Raw genomic sequence first — 18,513 nt, forward strand, 5'->3', positions numbered from 1 at the left:
GCTCGGGCTCCACTAACTCGGAATCGGGTGTGTGTCTCCCCTGAGATATGATCTCCTGATGAGACCGATTCGGGACGTGCGAACTCGTTGGGGCGAAACGGGCGGTTCCGCAACCTCTATTTACGGACCGAACGGAAACGACGTATGTTGATAACCGTTTCCGGCCCAGCCGGGAGTGGCAAGAGTACGTTCGCCGCGGCGCTGGCGAACGCGCTGGAGGTGGACCACGTCAGCGGCGGCGATATCTTCCGCGAGATGGCCGACGAGCGAGACATGTCGCTGGTCGCGTTCAACGAACTCGCCGAGGAGGACGACCAAGTCGACCGCGACCTGGACCGCCGGCTCCGCGAGATCGCCGACGAGAACGACGACCTCATCCTCGAATCGCGCCTCGCCGGATGGATGGCCGGCGACCACGCCGACCTGCGCATCTGGCTCGACGCCCCGATGGACGTGCGCGCCGAGCGCATCGCCGACCGCGAGGACAAGTCCGTCACGACCGCCCGCGAGGAGACGACCGCCCGCGCCGAGAGCGAGGCCAAACGCTACGCCGAGTACTACGACATCGAGATCGACGACCGCTCGATATACGACCTCGTGCTCAACACCTCCCGGTGGAGCCCCGCCGCGGAGCTGGAGATCGTCCTCGCGGCCGTCGAGTCCTACGACCCCGACGACGACGAGGGGCGAGCGCCGGTCACCGGCGTGGACTACGACTTCTGATGTCCCTCCGCGGCCCGCCCGACGACCGATCCGTCGACGATCTGCTGGAGTTCGGCGTCGTCAACCTCGACAAACCCCCCGGCCCGTCGGCCCACCAGGTCGCCGCGTGGGTCCGGGACATGGCCGGCGTCGAGCGCGCCGCCCACGCCGGCACCCTCGACCCGAAAGTCACCGGCTGTCTCCCGATGCTGCTCGGCGACGCGACGCGGATGGCCCAGGTGTTCGACGACAGCGACAAGGAATACATCGCCGTCCTCGAACTCCACGGTCCAGCCCCCGCCGATCTGAGGTCCGTCCTCGCCGAGTTCGAGGGCGATATCTACCAGAAGCCGCCCAAGAAGAGCGCGGTCGTCCGCCGACTGCGCTCGCGGGAGATCTACGCCCTCGACGCGCTGGAGGTCGAGGACCGGCGGGCCCTACTGCGGGTCCGCTGCGAGAGCGGGACCTACATCCGGAAGCTGTGCCACGATCTGGGGCTCGCTCTGGGGACCGGCGCGCACATGGGTCACCTCCGCCGGACGGTGACCGGTTCGTTCGACGACCGGAAGCTGGTGTCGCTGCACGACTTCGTCGACGCGCTCGCGTGGGCCGACGAGGGGGACACCGACCCGCTCCGCGAGGTCGTCCAGCCCGCCGAGCGGGCGCTCGTCGACCTGCCGAGCGCGACCATCGCCGAGTCGGCCGCTCGGGAGGTCGCCGAGGGGGCGCCCGTCTACGCGCCTGGTCTGATCGACATCGACGACGTGTTCCGCGGCGACCTGGTCGCCTGCTACACTCCGGACGAGGCAGCGGTCTGTCTCGCGACCCTCGCCGGCGACCCGGAGGCCGACAGCGGTGTGGTACTCGATCTCGAACGCGTGCTGGTCTGACCGACCGAAAGCGAAGGGCTTAATCAGGGGTGGCTCGTCTGCCGATACGCGGGACCGTGGGGTAGCGGTATCCTCGGCGCATGGGGTGCGTCGGACCTGAGTTCGAATCTCGGCGGTCCCACTACCCATATACCCTTTTTCCAGGGTTTCCTGATAGTCTGGAATCGTACCTTTAGGGGTGACTCCGCATGACCCCGGACAGCCGCGGCGCCGGCCGCGAGTCCGAGGTCGATCCCGCCTGCTACGCCGACGTACAGTACGCACGCGGGGTTTCCTCGCAAGATACCGTCGCGAAGAGTCGCGAGAAGTGCGGTATCTGTTTCCCCGATGGGACGATCCCGGACCACGTCGACGAGGTCGTCGTCGGTCGCTACACCTCGTCGGTTCATCTGACCGACGACCACGAGGTCGACTGTTCGAAGTCGAACGTGCCCGACAACCCCTCCTGTGCGGATCAGGGGCTCGCGGCGAAGATCGGCGCCGAGGACTTCGGGCCGGACGACCTCGAGGAGCTGGGCGCCCGGGGAGGTGACGCCTGATGTCCGACGAGTGGCCCGTCGAGATCGACGGCGACGAGTTCCACCCGATCCCCGAGAGCTGGATCGAATACGGCTCCGATCAGGATCGCGGTTCGCCCCGGATATACGCGGTCTCCGTCGCTTCCGGCCCGCGGAACATGATATTGCTTCGGTACGCGAGTCCGGACGGCCGCGCCGTCAAAGTCTCGACTAACGGCGCCGACAACCCTTCCGGCGACGGGATCGTACCCGCTTCACTCGCGAAATACGAAAACTGGCCGCGGTCGATGGTCCCCAACCGAGGTGTAGAACCGACGGGACTCCTTCGGAAAGCCGAGAGCGAGCACTTCCGGGAACTGTGGGCCGACCGCATCGAACACGACAGCGCCGAAGCCGACCCGCAGCTCGTCGCCGACGGTGGAGGAGGCGAGCGGTCGAATGGAGGTGAGTCGGCGTGAGCAGTACCCTGGAGTCCTCCAAGAAGCGCGGTGACTCCGTTGAGAGCGCCGTGATCAACGCCGATCCGGGCCTGGAGTTCGTCGGTGACTCCGTCGCGACGTGGCACGACGCACGGACCGTCGAGTGCCTCGATCCCTCCTACGAGCGCCCGTTCTACGGGATCCCGCTCATCGAGCCTGATACTGAAGTCGAGATCAAAGGCGCGTGCGTCGTTCGCTCGGCCGGCGCCAGTCGGCAGCGGTCCGGCCAGTGGTACATCAAGCGCAAGGCGCACGACCAGCTCGTCGACGCCGGCGGCGTCTACCTGCTGACCGTCTACGCCCCGCGCCCGGAGACCCCGATCCTCCGGTCGGTGATCATCCCGGCGTCGCTGCTGGACGAGCATCTCGGCGGCCGGTGGTACGACGTGGACGCCGACCGCTCGGAGACCGAGGTCGCCCAGCTGACGTGGACCGTGCTGATCGACCGTGAACGCGTCCCCAGCTCGGCGGAGGTGAGCGGCTGATGCCGTCGACGAACCAGGCCGGCGGTCGCGACCTCCCCGAGTTGCCCGGGATCGAGAAGGACATCGGGCACAACCCCGCGCGCTTCCTCGACTGGGACCTCGTCGGCCATGCCGACCGGAAGGGTCTGCTGAAATCTCGCATCCGAGGTATCGACAAGATAGCCGTCTGCCGAGCGTACTGGGCTGCCGAGCACCACCCTGAGGTTGGTCCGACCGACGGACCCCGTGAGGGCGTTCTCCGACTCCTCGACCAGCGCGAGGAGTTCCTTCGAGAGCGCGGCGAGCGGCCCGAGCGGCTGATGTTCGGTCCGCGGCGGCCGCCGGAGTACTACGCGACCGAGTCCGACGACGATGGCGACGAACGGCCGCGTACCGCTGCGGCGAAGCTTTCGCGGATGCGTTCCGAGCGCGTCGCGACCGACGGGGGTGAGGTCGATGGCGAGTGATCCGACCCCGGTTCAGGTGCGCGATGTCTCTGAGCGGTGGCCCGACGCCGACACCGCGGTCGAGATCGGCGGGCCGGTAGTTGCGACCGACGGTGGTGAGTCCAGGAGCGACACTGAGCGAGTCGCCGGAGAACTGGAGCGGTTCGCTATCGACTCCGCGCTCCGTGACGCGTGGGTCTCAGAGTTCTGGGCTCCTGCCGATCCCGACTTCGGTTTCGTCGACTACTTCGAAGCGGCGGCAGCCCGCAACCTCGGCCTGCTTGGTGGACTCGAGGAGCTCGCCGAAGACATCGACCGTCGCGGGATCGTGCCCCAGTCCGACAACGAACAGGCGCGACTCGTCACGGACGGCGGAACGGAGTGCGCGCTCCACCCTGCCGACGAGTCGCCGGATCTCCGATACTGCCACCGCTGCGTTGGGGACACACTCCACAGCTGGCAGGGCGATCACTGGTCCTGCGACTCCTGTGGCCGGAGGTGGTCGGCGTGAGCGAGACTGAGCGAGAGGTGATCCAGGCCGACGCCTTCGAGGCGCTCGGCGAGCTGCCCGACGACTTCGCCCACGCGGCCGTGGTCGACTACCCGTGGGAGTTCGATTACGAGAATGGCACCAACCGGATGGGCTACGACCGCCAGAAACACGGAGACGAAGGCGAGAACCCGATGTTCGAGATGGCGGAGGACGAAGCTCTCCCCATCCTCCTCGGGGAGTTAGAGCGCGTGCTTGTCGACGGCGCTTGGCTGTTCTGCCTCGCCGACGACCGCTTTCAGGACGTGGTTCGCACCTCTCTCCAAGACGCCGAGCAACTCGTCTTCCGCCGTAACTGGGCGTGGACGCCCGGACGGATGGGGATGGGCTACTACGGCCGCGTCAGCCACTACCCGATCCCCGTCGCGACGAACGGCGAGACGGAGCGGTACGTGCAGGATCGCGGCACGCTCGTCAACGTCGACGGCCGTGCAGAGTCCGAGTATTCGACCGCAAAGCCCCTTGCGCTCTATCGGAAACTGTTGGCCTCTCCCGTCCTCGACGACGGCGAGCGGATACTGGAGCCGTTCTGTGGGTCCGCACCTGGTGCGGCGGTCGCGTCGGAGCGGGACCTGTCCTACTGGGGCTGTGACGTTGACGCCGAAGCGGTGGAGCTGGCACGCGGCCACCTCCGTCAGTCGCGTTTAGTTCCCGACGGAGGGGCGTGCAACCAGCGATGTGTAGACACGGAAACTGAGCGATCGGAGGGGTCGCAGTGAGTGACGCCGACGCCGGAGACGGCACCTCCGAGTACCAGCAGGTCCACTGGTCGAGCGAGTCCGACGAGTGGGCGACCCCGCCGTCGCTCCTGCGACCGCTCGACGACGCCGTCGACGGCTTCGACCTTGACCCATGCTCCGGCGCCGAGGAGCGGTCGATCGCCGCCGAGACCTACACCGAGGCTGACGACGGTCTCGCTCAGCGGTGGCACGGCGTCGTCTGGTGCAACCCGCCGTACTCGGATGTGGCCGACTGGATCGAGAAGGCGCGCTTCGAGGGCGCCCGCGACGCCGTCGAGCTGGTGATCGTGCTCGTCCCGGCTCGCACGTCGACCCAGTGGTTCCACAAGTTCGCCAGCCATGCCGCGGCGGTGTGCTTTATCGAGGGCCGTCTGTCGTTCGGTGACGCGGACAACTCCGCACCGTTCCCCTCGATGCTTCTCGCGTTCGGCGAGCCCACTGACGCGGTTATCGACGCCTTCGACGACCGTGGTGCCGTCTTTGTCGACGGCGAGCGCTACGCGCCGACCCGACAGGCCACGCTCGGCGACGCCGCCGATGAGGATCGGAGGTGACGGCGGTGTCCCAAGTCACCCGAGCCACGCACGAATCCGAGATGTGGCTCTACTACGCGCCTGTCGGCGATGACAGCGAGGCGTACGTCGACTACGACGGACTCGACCCCTACTGGGCGCTGGCGGATCTGCTGATCAACGAGTTCGACGGCTACCACGAACTCTCCGACGTGGAGATCAACGGCGAGCGCTGGGATATCCGGATGAACTACAGCAAGAGTGGCTTCCAGCCGCGCCCGGAGGACGAGATCGCCAGCGATCGCCTCTACGAGTTCGATATCAACGCCCGCGGTCGCGGCGAGCGCAAGTGCGACTACAACATCTCGCCGCGGTTCCCCGACATGCGGAAGTCGGACGGTGAGCGTACGACGACCGCGTTCGACCACACCGAGCCCGACGAGGGCGTAAGCGTCCACTGCCAGCCGTCGAACCTGGAGCCCGACGAGGTCGCCGACCTCCTGCCGCGGTTAGTCTTCGAGCTGGCCAACGCCGCCGACCTGGGTCTCTATCACGGCTACTTCGCCGAGCCGTTCGACGGGCGGATCACCGCCCTCGAGCGGTACGTTCGACTCACCCGGTCGATGAACGAGAAGCTCATCGGCACTGGCGGGATCTTCGACCGGCTGGCGATGCTGCTGTCGGACGCCGATGGGACGAAAGGCGTCTACAAGTTCGACAACGAGCGTGAACGCGGGTATCACCACGTGGTGCGCCACGGTTCGACCAGCGCCGGCGAGATGGTCTCGGGCCACCGGCTGGGTGGCCAGATCAAGAGCTACCTGCCGGAACACCCCGAGAAGTTCGAACCGGAAGATCCGCTGTTTCATCCGAAGCTCGGTGTCAAGTTCGTCCAGGGGCGGACCGCTGCTGGGTCGGTGCCCTGGAGCGAGCGCGACGAAGTCGTCCGCGAGCTCGACGAGCGGCTCGTCTCGTTGCTCTCCTGGGCGGAGATCCCGACGGAGGCCGGCGGGACCACCTACGTCGCGGATGATCACTTCGGCGCCGGCGCCGCTGCGGAGTCCGTGCCGATCCACTCGGACCCGACGCCCCGGCTCGAAGCGAATCAGGAGCACCTGATCGTGACGACGCTGCGGGACATGACCAGCGCCGACGAGGCGATCGTCGAGAACCTCGCGACCGACGGCGGCCAGCCGGCACGCAAGGTCGCCGATGCGGCGGGTGTCGGACTCTCGACGGTGTACCGGTGTCTCCAGCGACTCGAGGGCGTCGTCACGTCGGACAACGGCCACGTCCGGTTCGTCTCGGAGAAGCTCCGTCAGGAGATCCGCGCGATCGTGGAGTCCGCCGAGACGAAGATCGAGAGCGCTGCGGACCGCGCCGCCCAGCTGGTCGACATGGACGTGCGCCAGTCGGCCTCGAGCGCGTTCGACCGGTGGCTCGCGAAGTACGGCGCCGAGTTCGACGCCCCGAGTAGCGAGGGCGAGCGCCCGACGGTCCGGATCGACACGGTGCTCTCGAAGCACAAGGCCTCCACGAACCCGCGCGTCGACGACGTGCTCGACAAGATGCTCGACGCTTGGACGAACGACGGCCGCGACCCGCGGGACCTCAAGCGGGCGATCGTCGAGGTCTCCGTCGACGGGACCTCGATGCGTCGGCCGGTCGCGACGCTGCACTGACGCCCGACGGCAGAGAGGCATCACTGTCGGTCGTCGCTTCTTTTTATAAGGTATAGTCCGAATCTACCCCGAACCCCCTTTTCGAGTGGAACCCAGATGTTGGCCGATCGGCGCCGAACCGGTGGTTCGCCGGTTGGGGTGTGCCCACCGCACGGGCAAACCCCCTTAGGAGGTGTGCCTAAGGCCACGCGCCTGCGGCGCGCAAAAATACACCCCCGCCTCTCCGCCAGACTCCACCCGAAGCACGTGAAACAGAGGTCGAACAAGAATTCATAGTAACATTCATCTAACCGGATAGTATACGTAGGGACGCACCGGCGACTGCCGACGGGCTCCAGACAGGGTGGCGTCCTGTAACTGACACAGAACCTGTCACTCTCCGCTTGGGTGCAAAGATGTTCACCGCATCTCCCGGGCCTTGCCCGGTTTTCCGAGGTATAAACTTTCTCGCGCCCACTCAATAGCGTCTTGACCTGTTTGTCGGAAAGTGTAATCACCCGATAAGTGGCCTTGAATGGTCGGTTTCGGGAAACAGCGAGTACCCTTTAAGATGATATCCAGATACGTGCCAGTCGGACATGGATCTAAAGCAGCTACTAAACGACGACGACGCGGTGTCGCCGGTTATCGGCGTCATCCTGATGGTCGCGATCACGGTCATCCTCGCGGCCGTCATCGCGTCGTTCGTCCTCGGGCTGGGCAACCAGGCACAGCAGGGTGCGCCGACGGCGACGATCGGCTTCGACTACGAGCAAACGGACGCGGACGCAGGCGGGAACTCATACGGATACCTCACTGTCTCCCACGACGGTGGAGACACAATCTCCAACGAGGAATTATACATTCGTGGGTCGGGATTCCATAACGACTGGGATAATTCTGATGACACGTCGCTCCCAGCAAACAGTGGAAGCTACACTCCCACCGAGGACACGACGGGTGACGCATATCTCGGTAGTGCTGGCTCCTGGCCAGCAGTAGCGGGATCCGGTGATGACAGCGCCATCGTCTCGGGTGACCGTGTCTACGTCGGTGTCCAGAGCAACTATGATATCAGCGTCGTCTGGCAGGCTCAGGAGGGCGACTCCTCCTCGACGCTGAACGAACAGGAAGGCCCGGACGCCTAATACAAATGGATCTGAAAAACATCATCACTGACGACGACGCAGTTTCGCCGGTTATCGGCGTCATTCTGATGGTCGCGATCACGGTCATCCTCGCGGCCGTCATCGCGTCGTTCGTCCTCGGCCTCGGAAATCAGGCGCAGCAGGGTGCGCCGACGGCGACGATCGGCTTCGACTACACGCAGGTAGACAATAACGACGACCTTAGCCACGGTGTCTTAGAAATCTCTCACGATGGCGGTGACTCGGTCAACTATGAAGAACTCTACGTTCGTGGAAGTGGGTTCAACGATTCTGACGCCCTAACCGGAGATTCAGGAAGCAATATCGGCACAGGTGGAACCTACTCCGATCTCGGCGGCTACATTTCGTCTGAGGACGGCAGTACGGTCCACGTGCTGGAAGCCGGTCAGTGGCCGGGCACTCAGGCAAGTGGCGACGACAGCAAGGTCGTCTCAGGCGACCGCGCGAACGCCTACGTGAGTTCGGACTACGATATCAGCCTCGTCTGGCAGGCTCAGGAGGGCGACTCCTCCTCGACGCTGAACGAGCAGGAAGGTCCTGACGCCTAATATCAATGAATCTGAAAAACATCTTTACTGACGACGACGCGGTGTCGCCGGTTATCGGCGTCATCCTGATGGTCGCGATCACGGTGATCCTCGCAGCCGTCATCGCATCGTTCGTCCTCGGACTGGGCAACCAGGCACAGCAGGGCGCACCGACCGCGACGATCGGCTTCGACTACGAACAGGTCGAGGAACACAGCGACCCCAGTAACAAGAACTGGGGGCTGCTGGAAGTTTCCCACGACGGCGGAGACTCTGTCAGTTATCAAGAGTTGTACATCCGTGGATCTGGGTTTAATGAATCTGACTCAATCACGGATACCAGTGAAGTTGATGGGGGCGACGAGATTCAGAAATTCGTTTCGGACGAAACTGGAGAAGACCTTCATGTAGTGAATGCTGGCAATTGGCCAGACTCTCAGGCAAGCGGGGACGATAGTAATGTCGTCTCTGGCGACTTCGCGAATGTATATGTGAGTTCGGACTACGACATCAGCGTCGTTTACCAGTCACAGGAAGGGGACACCTCCTCGACGCTCAACGAGCAGGAAGGCCCCGACGCCTAATCAACAATGAATCTGAAAAACATCTTTACTGACGACGACGCAGTGTCGCCGGTTATCGGCGTCATCTTGATGGTCGCGATCACGGTGATCCTCGCAGCCGTCATCGCATCGTTCGTCCTCGGGCTGGGGAACCAGACACAGCAAGGCGCACCGACGGCGACGATCGGTATGGACTACGAGGAGACGGACGGAGATATCACAGGGAGCAGTTACGATGGTCCGGCCGCCGGATTCGTGACTATCTCTCACGACGGTGGTGACACAATCTCCAACAACGAGCTCTATCTCCGTGGTAGCGGATACATCTCAAACGGTGACTGGGACGACCCATCGAGTAATGATCCGGCGGTCGATACCCCTATCGTACATGAAGGCTACGATGACCCGGCTGCCGCCTCAAGTACGAACTACGTGGACGGCTCCACCGGATCGTGGCCGGCCGCAGCTGGCTCCGGTGACGATAGCGCTGTCGTCTCTGGTGACTTCGTGTACGCAGGCGTCGAAAGCGACTACGAGATCAGCGTCGTCTGGCAGTCTCAGGAGGGCGACTCCTCGTCGACGCTGAACGAGCAGGAAGGCCCCGACGCCTAATTCGCGTCGTTCTTTTCCCTTTTATCGACCGACCGCGTAGCTGCATCTCGGTCGACGGCGTCCTCAAGCGCGGTCGGGTGCAGATCCACGTCGTGCGTGTTCTGGTGCGTCCCGCAGAGGTCCGCGCCCGCATCCCGGGAGTTCGCACACCTGCGGCCGTCCGTCCGGTTCCGCGCCCGGCAGCGGCCGCCTGTGAGTTCGAACGCGTCCGTCCGTCGCGCGAGTAGTACTGCGGCCGCGACAGGCGCACCGACGAGCACGACCGCCAGCGCGTCCTTCGCCCATACGGGGACGAACGTATGACGTGCGACCCAGCCGCTCGCGTAGACGGCCGCGGCCATGGTCCACGGCGTCGCGACCGACTCGCCGATCTCGTCGACGCCGGCGGTCATGGCAGCGGTATCACCCCTGCGACCACCAGCGCCAGGAGTGCCACCAAGCCGACGACGACTTTCGTCGGGACGCGCTCGACGAGCGCCGCCTCGAGCTTGACCACTCGCGACCAGATGACCCACGCCAGCAGCGCGCCGACGAACCACACTAGCGCCTCGGCGAGCCCGCCGAACACGCCCTCGAGGCTGACCGGGTCCGGCAGCGCCGGGATCATCGGAGCCTCCCGATGGCTTTGCTCGCCGCCTTGGCGACCCGCTTGTCGTTGCCCGTCAAGCGGAGGGCGACCAAGCCGACCCCGCCGACCAGGGCGACGCCGACGACCGGCGAGCCCGAGCTGCCCGAGCCGCCGGTCGGCCCGAAGCCACCCGAGAGCGAGCCGTTGAGCGAGTTCGCCGGGTCAGTGTCCGCGAAGCCAATCTCCGAGAAGTTGCTCGAGCTGCCGTCGCTATAGTTGGCCGACCCTTCGAGCGTCGGCTCGTCCGGCTGCGGGTAGGCCGTCGGCTGCGGGAACGGCGTCGGCTCGGTCCCGTCCGGGAACGCCGTCGGCTCCGGGAACGGCGTGGGCGTCGACTGGTCGCCCGGGTCGATCCCGCCGCTGGCGCCGTGGCAGCCGTAGTAGTAGCCCTTTGGCGAGTCGAACTCGACGAACTCGTTGATGCTGCTGCCGGCGTAGCTCAGGTTGAACCAGACGGACTCGGTCGACATGCTCGGGTCCCAGTACTCGACGAGGAGTCCGGTCTTGGCGCCGTCGGAGCCCGGCAGCGTGCAGGTCCCCAGTGCCGTCGGATCAGCGTCTCCCGGCGGCGTGCCGACCGGCGTCGGCATCGGCGTGGTCGTGCCTGACGGCGTCGTGCTCGGCTCACACACTCCCGACGACGAGATGTCCGCCGGGTCCTGGAGCCACTTCGTGAACGGCGACGCGATCTCGAAGTCGCCGCGGGTGTTCGAGGTCGTGGGGTTGACGCCGTCGAAGACGAAACTCGCGCGCTCGCTCTCGACGCCCACGCGATAGGATACGTTCGGCGACGCGTTGGCGTCCTCGAGCGTGGTATCGCCGTAGCGATCGAACTCCGTCGTCGACGAGTCGCCCGTGTACTCCGAGCTCGCCCAGGAATTGTTCGCGTTGTTCGGGTACGGGTTCCACGTCGCTTCGGCGCCGACCGATTGGAAGTCCGCGTCGCCCTGGTAGCAGACAGAGAGGTCATAGTCTGTTCGCGGCGCTGGAGTATCCGGCGGCGCTGGGGTTGGCAAACCTCCGATTCCCCCGTTGGCTCGTATATCATCGACAGATCCATTCGCGGAAACACCGTAGATCCTCAGAGAGTTAATCTCAGAAACAGATTCTAATCCAATTGAAGCGGATGCTAACTCGTCACCATTAGAATTGAACACTTTTGCGGTTGCAGTGTTCGCTCCATAGTCTATGTTAGTCAGTGCCACCTGATACCAAATTCCTGAACTATAAGATGTGAGGGTTACAACCTCTCCACCCGACACGTCATTTATCATAATATCGCCGTTTTCGAAGTACCAAGTGGTTTTCCCAGTCGTCTCCTCACGGATGGTGAAGCTCAGTCTCGTACCGATATTTTGGGGATTGACCCAAAATGAGAAATTGCTATATTGAGTGCCGCTAAACGACAAATCAGCCACTTGAGTATCTCCGCTGAAGTCGTCAATAGCAAGCCCATAATCGCCACTCAGAGTGTACTGGTCTTCATTACTTACATACCAATTATCTGTCCGGCCCCAATCGGATACCGATCCGTCCTCAAACCCATCTATCAGAGATCCCTCTGCTGCAGTGGCTTTGCCTGTTGATGCAGGTAAGATGCCCAGACTGGCCGCTATTGGAGAGACTACCAGCAGAAGTGCGATGCAGCTGATGACAACTGTCCGCATGACCGATCGCGACAATGCGACACGCTGTGTGCCTGCGAGGACCAGGCTGCGATTCCTGACTACCAGCATGCTCGCGACACCGAGACCGCCGCTCAGCACGATCGCCCACACAGCACTAATGAGAGTCGTCTCGGGCCAGCCGACAGTCTCCAAACGCCAGAGGTTGATCGACACGTCGACGACGCCAAGGCCGGCGAGCGACCACGCCACACCCTCAGCGATCCTCGGAATCCAGTCCGAGGCCTTCCGCCACGCCTCGAACAGAAGCCCGACGACGACCATGGCGAGTCCAGCGGTCGCGCCGTAGCCGATCGCGTCGAACAGATACCGAGCGACCGGGTTGAGTTCGACAGTGAACGGCCGCAGCACCGACGTGAGTATCAACGCGACCAGCGTCGCGCCGTGGGCCGTCCACTCCGCGATTCCCATGCGATTCCGTCGCTCGGCGATGAACTCGCCGACCCGTTCCGTGATGTCTCTAATCTGTATCATTAGTCCAGTAGCTCCGCGATTTGGTTGGCGAGCGATCCCACGAACCCAGGCTCGACGACGCCGGTCGCCGTCCCGGCGACGAACAACCCGAGCACGACGAATCCGATGATCGACAGCATCCGCGAGTACCGCGCCAGCACCACGAACGCGCCGGCCGCTTCCCGAAGGTACCACAGGCCAGCGACGACCAGCGCCAGCGCGCCGATCGCCACGCCGTTGATGCCGACCAGGTCGAACACCAGCTCAAGCGCGCCCGCGATGAGCTCGCGAATCAACACGCGCGGTCACCTCCGAGGCGCGTGCCCCCGCGGGGGGACCCCTGCGATCCCATCCGATACGCGCGCGCGTTAGAGTGAGCCGCCGGCCGGCTCGAGCTCGTCGTCGACGCCCGATCGCCGCGGTCGGCCCCTGGGTTTTCGAGTCGACTTTTTGAAAAAATCGAGACGGATCTCATCGACCCACCTCGATTTTGAGTTTATAAGCGGTCGGTGCCGGCACATCTTTCCACCGGAAGGGCTCGAAGTGCGTCTCGTTGTACATGAGCGCCTTCCCGATCTCGTACTCGTCGGTGACCTCGCGGTCCATCGGGACGCTCTCGAAGCCGACCACGTCCGACGCGGTCGTCGGGTTCGCCGTGCCCGGCATCTGGATGCGCCAGCGGATCTTGTGACGGATCGACTGGTGGATGTCGACCTCTGAGTGACCGAACAAGAAGATCGACAGCCCGAACTTTCGGGCGTCGACCCACATGTCTTTGAGAAGCTCGACTTTCTGGTACGTGCCGAACTGGTCTTTCTGCGCAGACTGCGGCGCGATATCGCCGATCTCGTCGCAGATCCACGTCGTCCAGTGGTGCGGCCCGTGGTTGACGCGAGCGAGTGCCCAGGCGAACCACCAGTGCGAAGCCGGGTCCTCCTCGGAGAACAGCGTGTCACGCTTCGGCGGCGTGTCGTACTGTTTCTCGTCGTCTCTGTCGAGCACTTCCTGACAGCCGCGTAGCAGCGGGTCCGGGTAGACGACGTGAAACGTCCCCTGGTCGAGCTGGCGATTCAGGTCGACCGGGTCCGAGTACCGGCGCACCTCGCGGACGATCTCCTCGAGGTCGTCGACGCCGAGCTCGACCGCGGGCTCGGTCGGGTCCTTGGACTCGAGTCGCGCCGTGATATCGACACCCTTCGGGAGACACAGCACCGTCCAGGGCGCCAGCGCAAGCCACTCCGAGCGACTCGACGAGCCCCGCCAGACGACTTTCTCCTCGTTCGCTTCGAGCTGACGGATCGCGACGTAGCACCCGAGCGTCGATTTGCCCTTGCCGGGCTTCCCGCGAGCGAGAAAGTCGGTTCCGCCGGCGTCGCGGTCGCGACCCGCGTCCCATTCGTGATCCCAGCAGTTGGGGATCACGTCCTCGTAGTCGAAGCGCGTCGGGTCCCACGACGGGATTCCGAACTCCTCGGCCATGTAGCGGGCGTCTGTCCACTTCGAGGGGTTGCCCGTCGCCTGGGCTGTCGACCGGACCGGATCCTCGAATTGCTCGAGCACTTCGCGGGCGGTCTCCTCGTCCGCGAGGTCCTCGTCGCCCCAGTCGATCGTCTGTTCGTCGTGTTCGATTGAGCTCATGCGAACTTCGCCTCCGTCCGTTGGGTGCCCTCGTCGGCGACCTCGCTCGCACGTCCGGACAGCACCCGCACGCCGGCGCGGTAGTACGGGAGCAAGTGATGGGCGGCGAACAGCCGTCGAGCGCGCTTGTCTTCGGGCGTCTCCCCGGTCATCACCGACGCCGTCGACTCCTCGTCGTAGACGCGGGTCACCCACTCCTCGTCGAGTTCGCCGTGCGTCGCGAGGAGGAGGTCGTGGCCCCAGTCGAGCAACTCGGCGCGGTCCTCGAAGCCCTCGAGGAGCGAGTCGAGCGCGCGCTCTTGCCATTGCTCCAGCTCGGAGAGTTCCGGGCGCATCGCGACGAACCGCTGGCGCTTGGGGTTGTGAGCGTCGCCGTCGCCCGCAGCGTCCGCGTAGTCCGTGGCGTCGCGGCGGAGCCGTCGGAACGCCTTCCGATGGGCCGGCGTGACGTAGTGGGCGACGAGGTTCTCACGGGTCCGCTCGGCGACCTCGTCGTCGAGCGCCCGCATGCGGCCCCGTCGCGCCGACGGCTCGAGCATGGCCGCCAGCAGCACGCCTTGCTGGCCGCGGAACTGCCGCGCGAAGTCGCGGTACACCCGTTGGTCGATCGTCCCGAGAGTACGGATCGTCACCTCTTGGAGCCACTCGAGAGCGCGCCCCTCCGAGTCGAGCCCATCGAGCAGCTCGTCGACTCGCTCGCGCACGTCCTCGGACAACGTCACCAGCGCCGGCCGGAACGGGTCCGGTTCCTCGCGCTGGTTAGTCGTCGTCACTCGGGACACCTCCCTCCGAGCGGGCGCCCTCGCCGCTTTCGCGGCGCCTGTCGACGACCTCGCTGTCCTCGTCGTCCGACCGCGCGGTCGGCGCCGGGATCTCCTCGTCGGGGTCCATCATCTCCTCGAGGAGCGTCCGGTCGTGGTCCTCGACCTCCTCGTCGATCTTCCGCTGTTTCTGGACCCGCAGCTTGTCGATCTGGTCCCGCGCATCATCGAGCGTCTTCGCGTCGTCCACGTCTTCCGCGAGCGCGAACATGCTCGCGACGGCCGTCCGGATATGGACCGGCGCCGGCTCGACGAACGCCTCGCCGTTGACCGTCTCGGCCGCCCACGCCAGGAGCCCGGCGCCGAGTGCGCCGATCACCAGCCACGGTGAGACGCTGCCGAACTGGATGCCGAGGCCGCCGACGACGAACGCCAGCGCGATAGCGCCGTAGGTGCCGACGTGCTCGCGGTCGAGCGGGGGCGTCTCGAGCTTCCAGCCCTCCGGCTCGTAGTGGAGAATCTCGTCGGCCTCGGGGTCGGCGACGAACAGCTCGTCCCATTTCGAGTTCTGGAGGTTGACCCGCGTTCGGAGCTTCTCGGCGTTGTACAGCCGAGCCTTCGCGCCGAACGCGCGGGCCAGGAACGGCAGGAGTCCGCGAGTGACCACGGAGACCGTGCCGTCCGTCCCGCGGACGATCCGGGCGTCCTCGAGCTCGGCGTCGAGCATGTCGAACGCGTCGTCGCCGGTCGGCGACTCGGCGTGTGTGAGCTTCGGCTGCAGGAACATCGCCTTCGAGACGCCCGTCGAGCGCATCTCGAGCATGATGATCGCGATGATCCCGACGACGTAGGCCGACAGCACGATGTGGGCGTTGACGACCAGGCTCGCGACGCTCTCGTAGAACATCAGCGAGCCGAGGCCGGTCGCCAGCGATAGCCCGATCACCCACGGGGCGAGCCCGTAGCCCGGGCCGTCGCCGGCGCGGTCGATCGCGACCTTACAGACCCAGCCGACGAGGAACCCGCCGATGATGATCCACACGAGGAAGTCGCTGATCACCGACGCGAGGTAGTCGCCGGCGCTGTCGATGTTGACCGCCTGCGTGGTTGCGAGGCTCTTGTGTCGGAACGTCCACCGCGCCCAGTCCTTCCCTTCGATCCACATGGTCACGCGCTTCTGGGACTGGTGATTCGGCATGTCGATCGCGACGGTCGGCCGGCCGCGGTCGACGGTCACCTCGCGGGTGACCTCGTTGACGTTGGCCGCGTAGGGCTCGGCGACGGTCGTGTTGCCGCGTTCGACCGTCCGGGTCTTCTCGTTCCAGAAGACCATGTGAACCGTCTCTTCGCGGTCGCTGAACGCCCACGTCCGGAGGTAGACGGTGTCTCGGCCGACCGTCTGGTTCGGCGGAAGGTACTGGCCGCCCTCATCGCCGCCAGGGCTCGCGAACACGTCGTTCGCTGGCCAGTACACCAACCAGTACATCAGATCGTCCGTGTTAGCCATACGAACGCTGTCGACGTTCTGACGGGCGCCGTCGCGCTTGAGCTCCTCGAGGGAGTACTCGCTGGCGCTCGACGGGCTGGCCGCCTGGTTGGCCGCGGTCGCTGCGGCGCCGTCGACGGCGACCGTCGCGACCAGCGGCGCCGCCACCAGGAGCCCGACCAACATCAGCGCCGCGAGGGGCACGGTAGACGTGCGGGTCATGCGTTCTCGAGTTCCCTCGCTCGCTCGTCGATCTCTTTCAGCGAGACGATACCGGCCAGGATACCAACGACGCCGAGCGCGACGGCCAGCGCGCTCCCGACAGCCGTCCCGGTACCGGCGGCGAGCGCCCCCATCCCGAGCATGCCGAACCGCTCGACAGTGTCGCGACGTAGCTCCGGCGCCGCCAGCGTTCGGAGCGAGTACGGCGCCGTCATGTCTCGCTCTCCTCTTTCTCGACGACCCAGTGAGCGACGACGATCAGCGCCAAGAACACCAGAACCGGCGCCGGGTTCGCCACGATCGGCGCGGCGCCGCCGACGCCGAGGACCAGCATGGCGACGATCCCGACGACAATCCCGACCGCGGCGACGCCACTCGCGAGGAACGACGCCGAGCCCGTGTCGCTCGACGAGCTCATGCGGAGCACTGGATCGTGGCCCTCGCCGCGGAGTCGCTCGAAGGTCCAGTACAGCGTCAGGAGCACACCGGCCACTGCGCCGGCCAGGCGGGCGCCCTCTACGGGCACCGACTCGGGGAGCATGTTAGGCGACCTCCCCCTCTCGGTGGGCGTCGCTCGTCGCGACCGGCTCGAGTTGCTCGCCGTCGCGCTCGAGGAGGACTCGGTCGTCCTTCGCAGCGCACTCGCCTGAACAGTAGATGGATTCGTGCTCGTGAGTCCCGATGACGACCGACAACGGGCCGAGAGTGGCTCGTCGGGGAGCGCCCGACGCGTTGACCTCGACGTACTCGTCGACACTGTCTCTCGAGGAATGCGCCCGAACGTGCGCCCCGCAGTTGGCACACGTTGCATCGCACTCCGGCGAGGCGTCTTCATAGGCGAACATCGCCCCGACGAGCGCGACGACAGCGCCGAGACCGACTCCGAGAAGTACGTCGCTCCCGCTGCCAGTCGCCCAGTCGACGATCTCACTACCAGCGATTGCAGCGCCGGCGCCGATGATCACGAGCCCGAACCAACCGCCAAACCCGAGGTCCGACAGCCGCGCGTCGTCGACCTCGAGCGGGAGGTTAGACAGCATCGTCCACCTCCACGCTCAGGAAAACGACCCCGACGATCAGCATGCCGATGCCGATGAACTCCTGGCCGGTGATCGTGAACAGGCCCGACAGCCCGCCGGCGCCGATCCCGATGATCCCGAAGTTCGTTACGAAGTACGGATGTGAGACGACGAACCCGACGGTCATGGCGACGATGTCGCCGAACTGAACGAGCCCGACGCCGACCGCGCTCGCACCGCCAAGGATCAGCGCCAGCGTCCACCGGCCCGTGATCGCGAACGCCGTCGAGAGTGCGTCGCGGCGGTCGCGAACCCTCGAGTACGCCACGAGGAACCGACCGAGGGCAACCACGAACGCGAGCAATACTCCCATCAGGATCGCGCCGACGAAGTCGATCCCCGCCAAGAGGTCACCAGGCACGCCGATCACCCCCGCATGCGGATGGGGAGTTGCGCCCTCTGTCCGAGGGGTCTCTGTTCGCCGTTTTCGCCGTGTTAGTCCGTTTCATCGGTTCTCTTTCCAGTCTTGAATTTTGTCGACCAGTTTGTCGAGCTGTACCCCGACGTATAGCAGCGCACCGGCCAGCAGGACATTCGTCCCGAGGTTCGGGAAGCCCAGCTCCGGAAGGATCGTCGCGCCGCTCGTCGCGACCGCCGGGAACCAGTAGGTCGCCGTCGACGAGGCGAGCGCCCACACCGGTTCGAACCAGCCGAAGCTGAGTTGCCCCAGCGTGCTGACGGCCACTGCGAGCCCGGTCAGCGGGTGTTTCAGTTTCTCTACTACCATG

Annotated in this window: 26 protein-coding genes and 1 tRNA gene; 15 read left to right on the forward strand and 12 right to left on the reverse strand. The window is 65.2% G+C overall.

Annotated elements, in window-relative coordinates:
- Positions 1–144: 144 nt before the first annotated feature.
- The 15 genes from cmk (at position 145) to C475_RS14295 (ending at position 9,833) form a co-directional block, all read left to right on the forward strand.
- Positions 145–723 (forward strand): (d)CMP kinase, encoded by a 579-nt coding sequence (gene cmk / locus C475_RS14225; RefSeq protein ID WP_006884549.1) that lies wholly within the window; start codon positions 145–147, stop codon positions 721–723.
- Positions 723–1,592 (forward strand): RNA-guided pseudouridylation complex pseudouridine synthase subunit Cbf5, encoded by an 870-nt coding sequence (locus C475_RS14230; protein ID WP_006884550.1) that lies wholly within the window; start codon positions 723–725, stop codon positions 1,590–1,592. Before cmk ends, C475_RS14230 begins: the two co-directional genes overlap by 1 nt.
- Before the next feature lie 50 nt (positions 1,593–1,642).
- A tRNA-Pro gene (locus C475_RS14235) sits at positions 1,643–1,713 on the forward strand.
- A gap of 67 nt (positions 1,714–1,780) precedes the next feature.
- Positions 1,781–2,131 (forward strand): hypothetical protein, encoded by a 351-nt coding sequence (locus C475_RS14240; RefSeq protein WP_006884551.1) that lies wholly within the window; start codon positions 1,781–1,783, stop codon positions 2,129–2,131.
- On the forward strand, positions 2,131–2,568 hold the full coding sequence (locus tag C475_RS14245; protein ID WP_006884552.1) for a hypothetical protein: 438 nt from the start codon (positions 2,131–2,133) through the stop codon (positions 2,566–2,568). Before C475_RS14240 ends, C475_RS14245 begins: the two co-directional genes overlap by 1 nt.
- Positions 2,565–3,074, forward strand: a complete 510-nt coding sequence (locus C475_RS14250; RefSeq protein WP_006884553.1) for a hypothetical protein — start codon at positions 2,565–2,567, stop codon at positions 3,072–3,074. The genes C475_RS14245 and C475_RS14250 overlap by 4 nt, the downstream gene beginning before the upstream one ends.
- Positions 3,074–3,520, forward strand: a complete 447-nt coding sequence (locus tag C475_RS14255) for a hypothetical protein (RefSeq protein WP_006884554.1) — start codon at positions 3,074–3,076, stop codon at positions 3,518–3,520. Before C475_RS14250 ends, C475_RS14255 begins: the two co-directional genes overlap by 1 nt.
- Positions 3,521–3,536: 16 nt before the next feature.
- Positions 3,537–4,010 (forward strand): hypothetical protein, encoded by a 474-nt coding sequence (locus tag C475_RS14260; RefSeq protein ID WP_049930662.1) that lies wholly within the window; start codon positions 3,537–3,539, stop codon positions 4,008–4,010.
- On the forward strand, positions 4,007–4,768 hold the full coding sequence (locus tag C475_RS14265; protein ID WP_152436426.1) for a class I SAM-dependent methyltransferase: 762 nt from the start codon (positions 4,007–4,009) through the stop codon (positions 4,766–4,768). Before C475_RS14260 ends, C475_RS14265 begins: the two co-directional genes overlap by 4 nt.
- Positions 4,765–5,343: a DNA N-6-adenine-methyltransferase gene (locus tag C475_RS14270; RefSeq protein ID WP_006884557.1), complete on the forward strand. Its 579-nt coding sequence runs from the start codon at positions 4,765–4,767 to the stop codon at positions 5,341–5,343. The genes C475_RS14265 and C475_RS14270 overlap by 4 nt, the downstream gene beginning before the upstream one ends.
- A gap of 5 nt (positions 5,344–5,348) precedes the next feature.
- On the forward strand, positions 5,349–6,983 hold the full coding sequence (locus tag C475_RS14275; RefSeq protein WP_152436428.1) for a DUF7845 domain-containing protein: 1,635 nt from the start codon (positions 5,349–5,351) through the stop codon (positions 6,981–6,983).
- Between the two features lie 578 nt (positions 6,984–7,561).
- Positions 7,562–8,110 (forward strand): type IV pilin, encoded by a 549-nt coding sequence (locus C475_RS14280; protein WP_006884559.1) that lies wholly within the window; start codon positions 7,562–7,564, stop codon positions 8,108–8,110.
- 5 nt (positions 8,111–8,115) lie between these two features.
- Entirely contained in the window at positions 8,116–8,679 is a 564-nt protein-coding gene (locus C475_RS14285) for a type IV pilin (RefSeq protein WP_006884560.1), read from the forward strand.
- Between the two features lie 5 nt (positions 8,680–8,684).
- The gene (locus C475_RS14290; protein WP_006884561.1) at positions 8,685–9,242 is read left to right on the forward strand and encodes a type IV pilin; all 558 of its coding nucleotides are present in this window, start codon (positions 8,685–8,687) and stop codon (positions 9,240–9,242) included.
- 6 nt (positions 9,243–9,248) lie between these two features.
- Entirely contained in the window at positions 9,249–9,833 is a 585-nt protein-coding gene (locus C475_RS14295; protein ID WP_006884562.1) for a type IV pilin, read from the forward strand.
- On the opposite strand, the gene C475_RS14300 is transcribed toward C475_RS14295, so the two are convergent.
- The 12 genes from C475_RS14300 to C475_RS14360 form a co-directional block, all read right to left on the reverse strand.
- Positions 9,830–10,225 carry a hypothetical protein gene (locus tag C475_RS14300; RefSeq protein ID WP_006884563.1) on the reverse strand — a complete coding sequence of 132 codons (396 nt, stop codon included), beginning with the start codon at positions 10,223–10,225 and terminating at the stop codon, positions 9,830–9,832. The two genes, C475_RS14295 and C475_RS14300, sit on opposite strands and share 4 nt — an antisense overlap.
- A complete protein-coding gene (locus C475_RS14305; RefSeq protein WP_006884564.1) occupies positions 10,222–10,440 on the reverse strand; it encodes a hypothetical protein in 219 nt (72 codons plus the stop codon). Before C475_RS14305 ends, C475_RS14300 begins: the two co-directional genes overlap by 4 nt.
- On the reverse strand, positions 10,437–12,620 hold the full coding sequence (locus tag C475_RS23190; RefSeq protein WP_152436429.1) for an MFS transporter: 2,184 nt from the start codon (positions 12,618–12,620) through the stop codon (positions 10,437–10,439). The genes C475_RS14305 and C475_RS23190 overlap by 4 nt, the downstream gene beginning before the upstream one ends.
- Entirely contained in the window at positions 12,620–12,898 is a 279-nt protein-coding gene (locus C475_RS14320) for a hypothetical protein (RefSeq protein WP_006884566.1), read from the reverse strand. The genes C475_RS23190 and C475_RS14320 overlap by 1 nt, the downstream gene beginning before the upstream one ends.
- Positions 12,899–13,070: 172 nt before the next feature.
- Positions 13,071–14,237, reverse strand: coding sequence for a hypothetical protein (locus tag C475_RS14325; protein ID WP_006884567.1), 1,167 nt, complete (start codon positions 14,235–14,237; stop codon positions 13,071–13,073).
- The gene (locus C475_RS14330; protein ID WP_006884568.1) at positions 14,234–15,010 is read right to left on the reverse strand and encodes a hypothetical protein; all 777 of its coding nucleotides are present in this window, start codon (positions 15,008–15,010) and stop codon (positions 14,234–14,236) included. Before C475_RS14330 ends, C475_RS14325 begins: the two co-directional genes overlap by 4 nt.
- Positions 14,997–16,706 carry a hypothetical protein gene (locus tag C475_RS14335; protein WP_006884569.1) on the reverse strand — a complete coding sequence of 570 codons (1,710 nt, stop codon included), beginning with the start codon at positions 16,704–16,706 and terminating at the stop codon, positions 14,997–14,999. The genes C475_RS14330 and C475_RS14335 overlap by 14 nt, the downstream gene beginning before the upstream one ends.
- On the reverse strand, positions 16,703–16,921 hold the full coding sequence (locus C475_RS14340) for a hypothetical protein (protein WP_006884570.1): 219 nt from the start codon (positions 16,919–16,921) through the stop codon (positions 16,703–16,705). The genes C475_RS14335 and C475_RS14340 overlap by 4 nt, the downstream gene beginning before the upstream one ends.
- Positions 16,918–17,247: a hypothetical protein gene (locus C475_RS14345; RefSeq protein ID WP_006884571.1), complete on the reverse strand. Its 330-nt coding sequence runs from the start codon at positions 17,245–17,247 to the stop codon at positions 16,918–16,920. The genes C475_RS14340 and C475_RS14345 overlap by 4 nt, the downstream gene beginning before the upstream one ends.
- A gap of 1 nt (position 17,248) precedes the next feature.
- Positions 17,249–17,746, reverse strand: coding sequence for a hypothetical protein (locus C475_RS14350; protein WP_006884572.1), 498 nt, complete (start codon positions 17,744–17,746; stop codon positions 17,249–17,251).
- Positions 17,736–18,146 (reverse strand): hypothetical protein, encoded by a 411-nt coding sequence (locus C475_RS14355; protein ID WP_152436430.1) that lies wholly within the window; start codon positions 18,144–18,146, stop codon positions 17,736–17,738. The genes C475_RS14350 and C475_RS14355 overlap by 11 nt, the downstream gene beginning before the upstream one ends.
- 84 nt (positions 18,147–18,230) lie before the next feature.
- Positions 18,231–18,512 carry a hypothetical protein gene (locus tag C475_RS14360; protein WP_006884574.1) on the reverse strand — a complete coding sequence of 94 codons (282 nt, stop codon included), beginning with the start codon at positions 18,510–18,512 and terminating at the stop codon, positions 18,231–18,233.
- Position 18,513 lies beyond the last annotated feature (1 nt).

It is taken from the genome of Halosimplex carlsbadense 2-9-1, from assembly GCF_000337455.1.
In the GTDB taxonomy this organism is placed as follows: domain Archaea; phylum Halobacteriota; class Halobacteria; order Halobacteriales; family Haloarculaceae; genus Halosimplex; species Halosimplex carlsbadense.

Bases quoted from the DNA above. Each gene is read 5' to 3' on its own strand.
- C475_RS14290 (WP_006884561.1), top strand. From the start codon at position 8,685: ATGAATCTGAAAAACATCTTTACTGACGACGACGCGGTGTCGCCGGTT.
- C475_RS14285 (WP_006884560.1), top strand. From the start codon at position 8,116: ATGGATCTGAAAAACATCATCACTGACGACGACGCAGTTTCGCCGGTT.
- C475_RS14325 (WP_006884567.1), bottom strand. From the start codon at position 14,237: ATGAGCTCAATCGAACACGACGAACAGACGATCGACTGGGGCGACGAG.
- C475_RS14360 (WP_006884574.1), bottom strand. From the start codon at position 18,512: ATGGTAGTAGAGAAACTGAAACACCCGCTGACCGGGCTCGCAGTGGCC.
- C475_RS14345 (WP_006884571.1), bottom strand. From the start codon at position 17,247: ATGCTCCCCGAGTCGGTGCCCGTAGAGGGCGCCCGCCTGGCCGGCGCA.
- C475_RS14350 (WP_006884572.1), bottom strand. From the start codon at position 17,746: ATGCTGTCTAACCTCCCGCTCGAGGTCGACGACGCGCGGCTGTCGGAC.
- C475_RS14240 (WP_006884551.1), top strand. From the start codon at position 1,781: ATGACCCCGGACAGCCGCGGCGCCGGCCGCGAGTCCGAGGTCGATCCC.
- C475_RS23190 (WP_152436429.1), bottom strand. From the start codon at position 12,620: ATGATACAGATTAGAGACATCACGGAACGGGTCGGCGAGTTCATCGCC.
- C475_RS14255 (WP_006884554.1), top strand. From the start codon at position 3,074: ATGCCGTCGACGAACCAGGCCGGCGGTCGCGACCTCCCCGAGTTGCCC.
- cmk (WP_006884549.1), top strand. From the start codon at position 145: ATGTTGATAACCGTTTCCGGCCCAGCCGGGAGTGGCAAGAGTACGTTC.
- C475_RS14230 (WP_006884550.1), top strand. From the start codon at position 723: ATGTCCCTCCGCGGCCCGCCCGACGACCGATCCGTCGACGATCTGCTG.
- C475_RS14305 (WP_006884564.1), bottom strand. From the start codon at position 10,440: ATGATCCCGGCGCTGCCGGACCCGGTCAGCCTCGAGGGCGTGTTCGGC.
- C475_RS14280 (WP_006884559.1), top strand. From the start codon at position 7,562: ATGGATCTAAAGCAGCTACTAAACGACGACGACGCGGTGTCGCCGGTT.
- C475_RS14335 (WP_006884569.1), bottom strand. From the start codon at position 16,706: ATGACCCGCACGTCTACCGTGCCCCTCGCGGCGCTGATGTTGGTCGGG.
- C475_RS14245 (WP_006884552.1), top strand. From the start codon at position 2,131: ATGTCCGACGAGTGGCCCGTCGAGATCGACGGCGACGAGTTCCACCCG.
- C475_RS14340 (WP_006884570.1), bottom strand. From the start codon at position 16,921: ATGACGGCGCCGTACTCGCTCCGAACGCTGGCGGCGCCGGAGCTACGT.
- C475_RS14295 (WP_006884562.1), top strand. From the start codon at position 9,249: ATGAATCTGAAAAACATCTTTACTGACGACGACGCAGTGTCGCCGGTT.
- C475_RS14300 (WP_006884563.1), bottom strand. From the start codon at position 10,225: ATGACCGCCGGCGTCGACGAGATCGGCGAGTCGGTCGCGACGCCGTGG.